Here is a 12,503-nt window from a genome sequence, read left to right as displayed (position 1 = left end):
TTTCATCAGGCCCCTTTTAGAGAGCAAGGAAATGAAGACAACGCTGGTTAATGAAGGACATCACAACGTCAGTTTTTGGCAAAATCTCAGACTGGTCCCGCTCTTTAGTTTGATTTTCGGCGGCATACTTTTTCTGTTCGCGCTCTGTATAGCTTTGGCCAGTTATTTTCTGGTTCTCAGCAATCAATCGCTTAAAGATGCAACCAATGAAATTCAGGTTCGTAACGGTCTTTTCGATAGTACATCTCACATGCGTTCAGCAAGATTAAATATCATTCAGGCTGGTGCAGCTGCTCGCATTGGAGAAATGGATGCATATGCTGCCAATCTTGATTCAGCTAATGCGCGAATCAAAGACGCGAAAAGTGGCCTTAACACTTATTTGAACCGTAGTGTTAAAACGCAAGAAGATATTAAGCTAGATGAGCCGTTAAAAACCAGTTTTAAGGAGTACCTTGAAAAGGGTGTTATGCCGGCAATAGAGGCAGCTAAGCAAGGAAGTTTTGAAAGTATAATCGCGCAGGAAACCGACAATACTCGAAAACTAGACAACGCTTACAAGATATTGATTTTAAAGGCAATAAAGTATCGAGACTCACGTTCTGCATCGATAAACAGTACAGCAGCTGAGCAGTCCCGAATTGGCTTTATTGCGATGGGTTGTGCGTTCGTGGCTTCCCTAGTGTTGGTCCTGATAACCTTTGTTTTTCTCCGTCGTGTTGTGATCAATCCTTTACGTAAATCGGTGGCCCATATTGAGCGTATCGCGCAGGGTGACCTGACCGCGCCTCCGGCAGCGCACGGGCGAAACGAAATTGGCTTACTGTTGGACAATTTACAGCGCATGCAGGAATCGCTAGTCAAAACGGTTGGCACGGTGCGTGAAGGGGCTATCGCCATTTACCAGGGATCAAGTGAGATTTCTGCGGGTAACACCGACCTGTCATCGCGTACCGAGCAACAGGCAGCCGCGCTTGAGCAGACGGCGGCCAGCATGGAACAGCTCACCGCGACGGTGAAACAGAACGCGGATAACGCCCATCACGCCAGCCAACTGGCAGCAGATGCGTCCGGCAAGGCGCGCAGCGGCGGCGATATGGTAAGCGGCGTGGTGAAAACCATGAACGATATTTCCGGTAGTTCGAAGAAAATTGCTGAGATCACTAACGTGATCAACAGCATTGCCTTCCAGACGAACATTCTGGCGCTGAATGCCGCCGTCGAGGCTGCCCGCGCGGGCGAACAGGGCCGCGGTTTTGCCGTGGTCGCCAGCGAAGTCCGTAACCTGGCTCAGCGCAGTGCGCAGGCGGCAAAAGAAATTGAATCGCTGATTGCTGAATCAGTGAAGTTAGTCAGCAGCGGTTCACATCAGGTAGGTGAGGCCGGGACGACCATGAGCGAAATTGTTGAGGCCGTGCGTCGCGTGACCGATATCATGTCGGAAATTGCCGCCGCGTCCGACGAACAAAGCCGCGGTATCCAGCAGGTCAGCCAGGCCGTTACAGAGATGGATAACGTGACGCAGCAAAACGCCTCACTGGTTGAGGAAGCCTCGGCTGCGGCTGCCTCTCTGGAAGATCAGGCTGGTAAGTTGACCAAGGCGGTTGCGGCTTTCCGTTTGCAGGATACGCCAGCAGCAAAACCTGTTCATCAGTCCGATAGCGCACCTAAGGCGCCTGCGCCTGTCTTGCGCCCCGCTGCCGCCACAAGCGGCAATGAGAACTGGGAAACGTTTTAGCCAAAGCAGACCGGTGAGCCAGCGACGTCGCTGAAGCGCATTGCCTGACGGCGCTGTCAATAACACTCGCCCTCTGAGCCAAACAGGCCAGAGGGCGATTTTGTGATGGTCTGGCAGTTAAATATGAAGGTCAGTCGGCAGGATAAGCCTCGACAAACACACCGTCCTGATGACCGCTCTCGTTAAAGAACCAGATGCCCTGCGGGTAATCTTCCAGGGCCACCAGAAACATGGTGCCTTCACTAAATGGCTCAACAGCCAGGATGGTGCCTGTACGACGGGGCCCACCATCCGTTTTCACACTGACGCGATCGTCTACCTTCATTTACCACTCTCCCGATACATTCCTGTTAACAGTTTAATCGAAGAGCCTGGGTAATGCAGGCGTTAGCGACGCGCGATGACCCACACGGCGTGAATGATGCCTGGAATGTATCCACACAGGGTCAGCAGGATGTTAAGCCAGAATGCTCCCCCAAAACCTACCTGCATAAAAACACCAAGCGGGGGGAGTAAGATTGCGATTAGAATTCGAAGTAAGTCCATAACCATTCCTTTAGGTATTGATAAAAAACCGTTTTGTTATCAAATATAGTCCCTTTTTAGCAGATTACTGAGAAAGTCAGGTAAATCTGAGTAATACGCATTTTCAGTTTCCTGACACTTCACTGCGAGACGTTTAACAGGAACAACAGGTAAACTTTTTTTCGTTGCTTTCCTCCCCAGGAAATACAACACACCCAAAGTAACAAGGATCATTTGCCCGCGCAGCGCGGGCTTTTTTTTTCTGTCCCGCCCTCTCATTTTCCGCTAAATTGTATATTTATTACCCAATCCAGCCGATGGAGGTTTGCGATGTCGCTTCCCCACCCAGCCGAAAAGCATGAGCGGGATAAAGAAATGGACGCCCTGCTGCAGGCTATTGAACCCGGTAGCACCGGTGAACTGCAGGACTACTTTTCCCCACACTCGCAGTCAGTGACGGGGGCGGATGCCTCTCGGCCAGGGCTGTGCCGTGAACCTGCGGAGCAGTGTGAAATGGATATTCATGATTGTCGTTATACAGAGATAAACCGATAGGCAGCGCAGCCGCACTGAATTCGGCGCAAAAAAATACCCGGCGCGAGCCAGGTAAGCAGTCAATTCGTTACACCAGGGAATTCATATTGCTCGTTCAGAGTACGCTTCCCGTTCGCCAAAACAAGCCTTTCCCGTGCGCGTTTCACTCATTTCGCCCTATCTCAAACTGGCCACTTTCACCCTGAGCCTTGTTATTTCAGCGATATTCGCTGCACGAAATGACGGCATCGCCGATTTTATCCTTCGGGTTTTAGGAATCCTCCTGGTTATAGGGGTTACGGTGCGCAATGCTAAGCCTGCTGTAGACTCAACTACACTAAAACTAATGTCGAACTGGAGTGAAGGAGATCAGGATGCCGAATCTGAATGAATCGCTAATGATAGTGACCGACCTCGATGGATCGCTGCTTGACCACCACGACTATAACTGGGATGCCGCAGCAGACTGGCTTGATACACTCAACGCGCACGCCGTTCCCTTAATTATTTGCTCCAGCAAAACAGCCGCTGAGATTCTGCCACTGCAGCGTAAGCTCGGTATTGCCGGCACCGCCTTTATTGCTGAAAACGGCGCCGTGCTGTACCTCAACGACAGTAAAAGCGTGCGCATTCCGGACGACAAGATGAACTATGCCGCAATCTGCCGGGTGCTGGCAGCGTTACAACAGCAGTTTCGCTTTACCGGCTTCCATGACTTCAGCGATGTCGATGTTTCCGCCATGACCGGCCTGAGTGAAGCGGATGCCGCCCTCGCCCGTCAGCGTGATGCCTCAGAGGTGATTGTCTGGCGGGATACCGATGAGGCCTTTGGCCGCTTTCGCACGGCGCTGGCCGACTATCATCTTTCCCTGACACAGGGCGGCCGCTTCTGGCATGTCATGCCTGCCAGAAGCGGCAAAGGAGAAGCCTTGCGCTGGCTACTGTCTCACACCGACCGGGAAGGCGTTACCACCCTTGGCCTGGGCGATGGCCCGAACGATGCCCCGATGCTGGATGCAGTTGACTATGCCGTGGTGATCAAAGGCTTCAGTAAAACACCGGTGACCTTACAGCGCGCGGAGGATGCCAACGTATTCCGCACGACACATCACGGCCCTGAAGGCTGGCGTGAAGGGCTGGACCATTTTTTGACTCAGCCATGAAAGGCTGTTGTTCCTCTCGCAAAACCATAAGGATGATGCAATGAGTGATTTCTTTCAGAATGGCGTAATTACTAACTTTCATAATCTTACGCACCGCAGCGTTGAGTCGCTGGAAAAAGAAATGGTGCGTTTTGCCCGTAAGCGCAAAATGGGATTGATCCTGCCTTCCCTCTTTTCCGAGCTGGAAGGTCCGGCGTTGACAAAAATTGTTGATGAACTGGCTAAGGTCCCCTATCTGGATGAAATCGTTATCGGGTTAGATCGGGCTGACCGTGACCAGTTTCTGCATGCCCGCGAGTTTTTTTCCCGACTGCCGCAACGGCACCGCATCCTGTGGAATGACGGCCCCAGACTCAAAGCCATTGACGCGGAACTGGATAAAGAGGGGTTGTCGCCCACCCATCCGGGCAAAGGACGCAACGTGTGGTTTTGTACCGGTTATACGCTGGCCTCGGATCGCACCAGCTGTGTTGCACTGCACGACTGCGATATTGTTACCTACGAACGCGGCATGCTGGCACGCTTGCTTTATCCGCTGGCTAACCCCGCTTTTCAGTATGAATTCTGCAAAGGGTTTTACGCACGCGTCGCTGACGGTAAACTCAATGGCCGCGTGGGCCGCCTGCTGGTAGGCCCGCTGCTGCGCTCGTTACAAAAAGTCTATGGCCACTCCGAATACCTCGATTACCTGTCCAGCTTCCGTTATCCGCTCTCGGGCGAGTTTGCGATGCGCACGCACGTGCTCAACGGAATTAAAATCCCCGGCGACTGGGGACTGGAAATTGGCGTGCTCTCTGAAATTTACCGTAACTACACCACGCGCCAGTCGTGTCAGGTGGAGATTGCAGATCACTATGATCACAAGCATCAGCCGCTGGCAGAAGATGATGGCACCGGTGGCCTTAAGCGCATGAGCAACGATATTGTCCAGTCGCTGCTGCGTAAGCTGGCAACCATGGGCGTGCCGCTGACCAGTGACTCATTCCGGGTACTGAAAGCGACCTATTACCGTAATGCGCTGGATATGATGGAAATCTATAACCATGAGGCGGCAATGAACGGCCTGAAATTCGACCAGCATGTTGAAGAAGCGGCCGTCGAAATGTTCACCCAGTCGATTCTGGATGCCGGTCAGTCCTTTATCGAGCGCCCGAACGACAAGCCGTTTATTCCCAGCTGGAGTCGGGTTCAGTCGGCCTTTCCGGATATCCTGCAGCGTATTTATAAAGCGGTAGAAGAGGACAACGACGGCAACGTATAACGCTGCAGGCATCGCGCCAGTGAGGATGGAGAGTGTAATAAATCCAGTCAGGCCGCCGTCGTTAACGGCCTGACTGACAGAAATCAGGAAGTAAACTGGGGCTGCGATTCGCTGGAATGGCTGAGCTCATCGGTGCGAAAAGCCTCATTCCTGACCGCATAACCATCGTACCATCGACATTCAACCATGCCGCTGGCATGTCCGGTCACCACCATCGTTTGCCCGCCTTCCTTATGCTGTACTTCATCACTGATTGCAAAAACCATGTTGCGCCCTCTTTGAGAAATGACTGTCATTGAAACCATTTCTTTATAGCATGGTAAAAGAGTTGCTGCTGTTAAGACGCGCATAAAAATGGCGAATTCAGAATAACGTAGAGAGATATGTCGAAAACAAATCAGGCGGATAAGAATTATCCGCCTGGGGCGCTGAGTGGATTAGATTTTGCAGCCTTCACAATCGGCATCATCAATCAGGTCTTCTGGCACTTCGCCCGCCTTTTTTTCTGCCTTCGCTTCGGCCTGCTCTAACTGAGCATCAATATCAAATTCAAACATGTCATCGCTCATCGTTTTCTCCCCTGAACGCGTTAAAGAATGCGCTTTTATACCGATTACTCACGCAGTTTGGCAATAAGGTTAACCACTAACAGCACGATCGACCCAATGATAAAACCAATCACCAGGTTTGCGCCGTTGCTCAGCAGGCCAGCAACCAGGCCGCTGAAAGGTGCGATCGCATTTTCAATCAGATGATGCAACGGCGTCAGGCCGTGGACGATAATGCCGCCCCCGACCAGGAACATGGCCAGCGTACCGACAACGGTCAACACTTTCATCAATACGGGGGCTGCGGCTAGTAATACTGCGCCCAGCGCCTGGGCCACGCGTGACGATTTATCACGTAGCCAGAACCCTAAATCATCGATTTTAACGATGCCGGCGACAATGCCGTATACGCCAATCGTGACCAGAATCGCAATACCTGACAGGATCAGCACCTGATTCAGCAAGGGCGCTTCGGAGACGATACCGAGGGTAATGGCCACGATTTCAGCCGACAGAATAAAATCGGTGCGCACTGCGCCTTTGATCTTTTTCTTTTCGAAATCGCGCGGGTCCTGTTTTGACAGCTTATCCAGGCGTTGCTGACGCGCCTCTGGCGAGTTCTGCTGTTTATCATGCTGCAGACTGTGCAGGACCTTTTCCACCCCTTCATAACAGAGGTACGCACCGCCAATCATTAACAGTGGCGTAATCAGCCAGGGGGCAAACGTAGAGATAATCAATGCCAGCGGCACGAGTATCAGTTTGTTGAGGAACGAGCCTTTGGCTACGCCCCATACGACCGGCAGTTCGCGATTGGCTTTCACGCCACTCACCTGCTGCGCATTCAGTGACAAATCGTCACCCAGCACGCCTGCCGTCTTCTTCGCGGCGACTTTTCCCATTACCGAGATATCGTCCAGCAGCGTGGCGATATCATCGAGCAACGTTAATAAACTGGTTCCTGCCAAAGTATTTCCCTTATTCGGTCATCAGCAACGGGTTATGTCTGCATCAGCCGCAACGCGTCATCCTCGACGAAGCGCGTGACAGTGCAGCCCGTCGTGCCTATTCCGGTTCGTTATGTTGACAACATGGGCATCGTTCAATTTCTGTCACGGTCATATCAGCGATGCCCTCACAATCCCATTCGACGCGCACCGCTTGTCCTGCGAGTCCATCCATGTGCAGATATTTACTGACCGGGCTTTCCGTCATGCCGGTTATCTCTTCCGTGGCCACCAGCATTTCCCCAGCATAGATTCTGGCGGTCGCTTTGGTATTCACCATGCGCTCATCACGAATCTGATACAGGCGTTTAACCGTCAGTTTTATGCTGCTCATTGCGGGCTCCCGGTCACGGAAAAGCGTCTATCTAACATTTTATGTTACTGATTAGCAAGGTGGGATCATTCATCCTCTCGGTAATGATGAATTCCCTGATGATCGATTTCAGCGCTGTCATTCATCGCCAGCAGCCACTCTTCGAGACGTTCAAGCAGGGCTTCATCGTCCAGTTTGAGTTTACCGCGTAGCGCGCATTCCCAGATAATCAGCACCTTCCAGCCACTCTCCCGCAGCTGCCGGACATAACGCCGATCCCGTTCTACATTACTGTTTATTTTGCCCGTCCAGAACTCGGTGCGCGTGGCGGGGATCTTAAACAAATAACAGTGGTGGCGGTGCCAGAAGCAGCCATGCACAAAGATAATCGCCTGATGCGAGGTCACGACAAAGTCAGGGCGGCCTGGCAGGTTTTTGTCCTGTACCCGATAGCTGAATCCACGATCTTTGAGCAGCAAGGCGATTCGCTGCTCTATGGCAGTGTCCTGTTGACGAATTGCGCGCATATTTTTACTGCGCGTTTCGCTGGAGTGAACGTCGGCCATAGCACCTCCTTAATAGCGACTTATTCAACTTTAGTCGTCACCCTGAAAAGTGAAAGTCGGCCAGATAAAAGCAGAGAAAATATTTTCACCGCCAGACCGCGCCGTTTAGATCTGACCCGGGCAATTGTGCCTTTTTGACGCTGGCGCACACTGAAACACTATTCTGACCTGCGCCCGCAGATTTCCTCCTCGGGCAAGGAGTGTTAGCATACGCGCTTCACTGTTAAGGATATTTGCATGCACGCTGTCGCAACCGCTGAACCTCTTCTCCCTGCTGCTCTGCATTCCGATGAACTGAACATGTTACAACAGGTGCTGTCGATCTATTCCGTTAAGGACGTTGTCGCACGTTTGCATCAGGCAGGCTTTCCGCACTGGACGCCGCCACTGCTGAACGCTATTCGTCAGGGCAAGCGCGCGTTACCCTCGCTGGCCGCCGCAGAACTGTCGCTGTTGCAGGATTTGTTGCCTGCACGTCCTGCCCATTATGATTCTCCCGATTTCCGCTTTATCGATCTGTTTGCCGGCATCGGCGGTATTCGACGTGGCTTCGAGCGCATCGGCGGTAAATGTGTATTTACCAGTGAGTGGAATAAAGAGGCGATTCGCACCTATCGGGCGAATCACTACAGCGATCCGGCAGAGCACCACTTTAATACGGATATTCGCCAGGTCACGCAGCCAGCCGGCCTTACTGACGAACAGGCGATCTATCAGTCGATTGATGCGGCCATTCCCGACCATCAGGTGCTGCTGGCGGGCTTTCCCTGCCAGCCCTTTTCTCTGGCGGGCGTCAGTAAAAAAAATGCGCTGGGCCGGGCTCATGGCTTTGAATGTCAGGCGCAGGGCACACTGTTTTTTGACGTCGCCCGCATTCTGGCGGCAAAGAAACCGCCATTCTTCGTCCTGGAAAACGTGAAGAATCTCAAAAGCCATGATAAAGGCCGCACGTTTGCGGTGATTATGGAAACCCTGGACGAGCTGGGCTATGACGTGGCGGATGCCCAGGCTGGCGCGCCCGATCCGAAGGTGATTGATGCACGCTTTTTTTTGCCGCAGCATCGTGAACGTATCGTTCTGGTCGGCATCCGGCGGGATATTGCTGGCTCAGCGCAGTTTAGCCTGCGCGACATTCGCCAATTTTTCCCCGCCCAGGTGCCCAGCCTACAGAGCCTGCTGGAGCCGCAGCCCGATGACAAATACATCCTGTCGCCCGTATTGTGGCGTTACCTCTACCAGTACGCTAAGAAGCATAAAGCACGGGGTAACGGGTTCGGCTTTGGCCTGAATGATCCACACAATGTGCATTGCTGCGTGCGCACCCTGTCAGCCCGATACTATAAAGATGGCTCAGAAATTTTAATCGATCGCGGTTGGGATCGGGAAAAAGGGGAAGCCGATTTTCTTGATGCCGCCAATATGGCGCGGCGTCCCCGTCGGTTAACGCCGCGAGAATGCGCGCGACTGATGGGATTTGATAGTGCAGACAGCCATCCCTTCCGCATCCCGGTATCCGATACGCAGGCCTATAAACAGTTTGGCAATTCGGTGGTGGTACCGGTGTTTGCCGCCGTGGCACAGTTGCTTTCGCCCTATATCCGCCAGTTGAACGCATAATTTCCGCTAAAAGTTGCGCTTAGGCGCAACAATTCCTCTCTTTTCCTGCCGTCCGGCGGGATTGTCACAACGCCGTCATGCAAGCCCAGAATACTGCTGCTTTTTCAATGGATGGGTAGAATGATGTCACCTCTCACTTTGTTGTCGCGGCACGTGCTGAAAAGACGTTCCCGCTTTAGGTTTCCGGCGATCCCCACCTGGCTAACCAGCCTGCGCGGGAACTTTATTTTGTTCGTGGTGCTGTTTTGTTTGCTGCAGTCCATCGGGATTGTTCTGCTGACCGCTCAGGTGAGCCAGAACAAAGTCAACCTCACCCAGGCCAGCGCCATGCGTGACCGGCTGGCCTTGCTGGACCGCGCACGCGTCGAGCTGCTTACGGCCAGTGATAACAGCCACCGCGCCGGGCTGTATTTAATGGAAGATCAGAAAAGTGGATCGGTTGACAGCTGGAAAAGTCTGGCAGAAACAGCCAAATCGTCTTTGCTTCATGCTGAACAGCTTTTTGCTCGCTATCACGCCGCACCCGGCGGCGAACTGCAGCAGGGCTTTACGTTGCTGAAACAGGGACTGGAGGAGCAGCTAAAAGGTCTGGAGGGGAATAACATTGACGCCTTCTTTATGGTACCGATGCAGGCTTACCAGCAGCAGTTCAATAGCGCCTGGTTTAACGAGATTACGCAGACCAATAAACAGCTCACTGCGGTTAACAGCCTGACCCTTCAGACACTCATGGAAAGCCGCAAACTGGCGCTAATGGTGACAGGACTGCTGTTTGTCCTGCTGCTGACCGGCGGCGTATTGCTGCTGCGTGGTGTGATCGTTCCCTTACGTCTGGCCAGTCGACAGTTACAGGACATCGCAACCGGTGATTTAATCAACTGCCCGGTTCCACCGCGTTTGCAATCGCTGGAAACGTCCAGACTCTTCAACGCAGTGGCGGAGATGCGCCAGGGGCTGCGCACCATCGTGGCTGAAATTAACACGATTGCGGCAAGCGTGGCCGAAGGTACGCGCGAAATGCAGCATACTAATGAGCAGGTCAGCGAACAGTATCAAGCGCAAAACAGCAGCTTTAGCCATATTTCCCAGCGCCTGCATCGCGTGTCTGAAGAAGTCGAAAACAGCACTCTGTTTTCTCAGCAGGCCTCTGAACAGGCGCATTTCGCCGACGATCTGATGCAGCAATGTACGCTTCAGGTGGATGAGATGGAGGTTCAGATGCGCCATATCGTCGCCTCCTCCGGCGAAATCGCGGGTATCGTTGAGATGCTGGACGGCCTGTCACTGCAAACGCGTTTGCTGGCGCTCAATGCCGCCATCGAATCCGCTCATGCGGGCGTGTATGGACGAAGTTTTGGCGTGGTCGCGAAAGAGATGGGCAACCTGTCAAACAAGAGTGGCGAATCGGCGCAGCAGATAAACGGTCTCGTTAATCATACGCAACTGCACATTTCAGAGGGCTTCAATAAGGTGAAATCGCTTGAGGCGCTGTTTAACCAGATAAGCCAGTCGGTCAGCGCCGTTGTGACACAGTTGCAAGAGCTGCAGGAAAACGCCACCGCACAAAGCCGCCGCGTTTCGGGCATTGCTGCAGAAGTGGTGGCGCTGGATAAACAGCTTCAGACGAACGAAAGCCTCACCGCCCGCCAGGGCCGCACGGTCGATACGCTGCAGCAGCAGGCCGCGCGCCTGGCCGAAAGCGTGCAGCAGTTCCGTATCACCCTGTAGCCGTTAAGCTTGGGATGTAAAAAAGCCGCCAGTGTTAAAGGCGGCTTTTGATCGTTTTGCGGGGACAAACACCGAATTTTACGATTTCTTTTTCTTGCTCTGCTTCTTCAGCAGCGTGCGCAGCTGCTTGATTTCGCTGGAGCTTAATGCATCCGATGTGTCTTCCTCTGTATTCTGGCTGTCAATGACAGGCTGAGCAGGCGCATTGAGGCTGGACTGAAGCCGTTGCACGATTTCCTGACTCATTGACACCTGATTTTCCAGCGCCAACTGTTTGATGTGTTCTTTCAGTGCAGGATCAATTTTAATCGTTAAATTAACAGTTTCGGTCATTTCATCACTCCTTTATTGTTATTACTGCCACGCTACCGGATGACTGTATCGATTCCTATACTGTCATAAAAATTTAATATTCAGCGTGTATAGGGCTAAAGTCGTGGAGTACTGACTCATCCAGACTGACTAAGTTGCCTTGCAGTTCCGCACACAGCTTGGCCATATAGTGCACCAGAAAGTCCGCATTGTGTTCTGCCAGCCTGCGCCCTGCTTCGGTTTGCATGGTTTCTGGCAACCGCAGTAGCTTGGTCTGAAAGTGATCCAGCGTCCACTTAACATCATTGAGTTCCCGATCTTTACCGAGCGGATCCTCGCTGTTAAACAAGGGGCGATTCATGGAACCTGCCGTATAAAACACCCGCGCCAGACCGATAGCACCGAGCGATTCCAGCCTGTCGGCATCCTGCACAATTTTTGCCTCCAGCGTTTTTGGCGTAATGGCGGCACTGAAGCTGTGCGCCTGAACCGCATGCATGACCTGCTCCATCAATTCCTCAGGAAAATCGATGAAATCCTGTTGTAAAATGCGCTGCGTTTCACTGGCGGCATAGGTGGATGCCTTGTGACGCTCAGGGTGGTTTTTCGGTAAATTCACCACATCGTGAAAATAACACGCGGTCAGGACCACCAGCGGATCGGCTTGGGTGCCGGCCATAATGCGTTGAGCGCTCATCCATACGCGGCGTAAATGTGCGATATCGTGCGCGCCATCATCATGAATCCAGTTGTTTTCAAACCAGGTCTCATAGCGAGCCTGCCAAAGCGTAAGTGACATATTCTCTTTCCTGTTGGGTTGACGTCCGTCCTGACTGACGATGAATTACGCGCTCAGGCCCGACCATCATAGCGAATGGCTAATGACATTTTCTTTACACAGCAGAGGAATATCGCCCTTGCCCCAGGATAAATTCGAAAAAAAATGCGACGCTGATCATTTTTATAGCATTTTGCCGTACTTAAAACGTCAGTTTGCTGCTTTTTCAGCCTTGACTGATTTAATTGCGGGCAGGTTAATTAGTTTAATAAATGTAATGATTAATGATAGGCATTTTCTCGGGGAGTAACAAAAAACATGACATAACCTGTTCGCACTTATCATTAAAATCGGCGAAAGTTACACACAGATAAATCTGAAAAGGTTCCTATTTTTGCCGATATAACGTACTG

Annotated in this window: 15 protein-coding genes; 6 read left to right on the top strand and 9 right to left on the bottom strand. The window is 52.3% G+C overall.

What is annotated here, in order from left to right:
- The first annotated feature begins 31 nt into the window (after positions 1-31).
- A complete protein-coding gene (locus AAIE03_RS05950; protein WP_112900209.1) occupies positions 32-1,738 on the top strand; it encodes a methyl-accepting chemotaxis protein in 1,707 nt (568 codons plus the stop codon).
- Positions 1,739-1,868: 130 nt separating this feature from the next.
- On the opposite strand, the gene dsrB is transcribed toward AAIE03_RS05950, so the two are convergent.
- Together dsrB and AAIE03_RS05940 are read right to left on the bottom strand one after the other, a co-directional pair.
- On the bottom strand, positions 1,869-2,063 hold the full coding sequence (gene dsrB / locus AAIE03_RS05945) for a protein DsrB (RefSeq protein ID WP_064352464.1): 195 nt from the start codon (positions 2,061-2,063) through the stop codon (positions 1,869-1,871).
- A 62-nt stretch (positions 2,064-2,125) separates the two neighbouring features.
- On the bottom strand, positions 2,126-2,284 hold the full coding sequence (locus AAIE03_RS05940; protein ID WP_014605562.1) for a YqaE/Pmp3 family membrane protein: 159 nt from the start codon (positions 2,282-2,284) through the stop codon (positions 2,126-2,128).
- Between the two features lie 309 nt (positions 2,285-2,593).
- Between AAIE03_RS05940 and AAIE03_RS05935 the strand changes: the two genes are divergently transcribed.
- From AAIE03_RS05935 to AAIE03_RS05925, 3 genes are all read left to right on the top strand, one after another.
- On the top strand, positions 2,594-2,818 hold the full coding sequence (locus tag AAIE03_RS05935) for a DUF2525 domain-containing protein (protein WP_064352463.1): 225 nt from the start codon (positions 2,594-2,596) through the stop codon (positions 2,816-2,818).
- A gap of 353 nt (positions 2,819-3,171) precedes the next feature.
- Positions 3,172-3,960 carry a mannosyl-3-phosphoglycerate phosphatase-related protein gene (locus AAIE03_RS05930; RefSeq protein ID WP_064352462.1) on the top strand — a complete coding sequence of 263 codons (789 nt, stop codon included), beginning with the start codon at positions 3,172-3,174 and terminating at the stop codon, positions 3,958-3,960.
- Between the two features lie 40 nt (positions 3,961-4,000).
- Complete coding sequence (locus AAIE03_RS05925; RefSeq protein WP_014593955.1) at positions 4,001-5,221, top strand: glycosyltransferase family protein; 1,221 nt, start codon at positions 4,001-4,003, stop codon at positions 5,219-5,221.
- A gap of 83 nt (positions 5,222-5,304) precedes the next feature.
- On the opposite strand, the gene AAIE03_RS05920 is transcribed toward AAIE03_RS05925, so the two are convergent.
- From AAIE03_RS05920 to AAIE03_RS05900, 5 genes are all read right to left on the bottom strand, one after another.
- On the bottom strand, positions 5,305-5,487 hold the full coding sequence (locus AAIE03_RS05920; protein WP_019106597.1) for a YodC family protein: 183 nt from the start codon (positions 5,485-5,487) through the stop codon (positions 5,305-5,307).
- 171 nt (positions 5,488-5,658) lie between these two features.
- A complete protein-coding gene (locus tag AAIE03_RS05915; RefSeq protein ID WP_014605559.1) occupies positions 5,659-5,790 on the bottom strand; it encodes a hypothetical protein in 132 nt (43 codons plus the stop codon).
- Between the two features lie 44 nt (positions 5,791-5,834).
- Entirely contained in the window at positions 5,835-6,737 is a 903-nt protein-coding gene (locus tag AAIE03_RS05910) for a DUF808 domain-containing protein (protein ID WP_013026196.1), read from the bottom strand.
- Positions 6,738-6,834: 97 nt separating this feature from the next.
- On the bottom strand, positions 6,835-7,110 hold the full coding sequence (locus AAIE03_RS05905; RefSeq protein WP_498562874.1) for a hypothetical protein: 276 nt from the start codon (positions 7,108-7,110) through the stop codon (positions 6,835-6,837).
- 65 nt (positions 7,111-7,175) lie between these two features.
- On the bottom strand, positions 7,176-7,655 hold the full coding sequence (locus AAIE03_RS05900) for a very short patch repair endonuclease (protein ID WP_014605558.1): 480 nt from the start codon (positions 7,653-7,655) through the stop codon (positions 7,176-7,178).
- Positions 7,656-7,892: 237 nt separating this feature from the next.
- Here AAIE03_RS05900 and dcm point away from each other — a divergent pair, with 237 nt between their 5' ends.
- Complete coding sequence (gene dcm, locus AAIE03_RS05895; RefSeq protein ID WP_014593957.1) at positions 7,893-9,272, top strand: DNA (cytosine-5-)-methyltransferase; 1,380 nt, start codon at positions 7,893-7,895, stop codon at positions 9,270-9,272.
- Between the two features lie 111 nt (positions 9,273-9,383).
- The gene (locus AAIE03_RS05890; protein ID WP_498562873.1) at positions 9,384-11,000 is read left to right on the top strand and encodes a methyl-accepting chemotaxis protein; all 1,617 of its coding nucleotides are present in this window, start codon (positions 9,384-9,386) and stop codon (positions 10,998-11,000) included.
- Between the two features lie 78 nt (positions 11,001-11,078).
- Here the strand turns inward: AAIE03_RS05890 and AAIE03_RS05885 are convergent, their stop codons facing one another.
- Both AAIE03_RS05885 and AAIE03_RS05880 read right to left on the bottom strand, forming a co-directional pair.
- A complete protein-coding gene (locus tag AAIE03_RS05885) occupies positions 11,079-11,333 on the bottom strand; it encodes an Arc family DNA-binding protein (RefSeq protein ID WP_013026202.1) in 255 nt (84 codons plus the stop codon).
- Between the two features lie 73 nt (positions 11,334-11,406).
- Entirely contained in the window at positions 11,407-12,111 is a 705-nt protein-coding gene (locus tag AAIE03_RS05880) for a phosphohydrolase (RefSeq protein ID WP_022623305.1), read from the bottom strand.
- Positions 12,112-12,503 lie beyond the last annotated feature (392 nt).

Source organism: Pantoea sp. Ae19-2, assembly GCF_059801205.1.
This window is presented reverse-complemented; position numbering and strand designations above follow the sequence as displayed.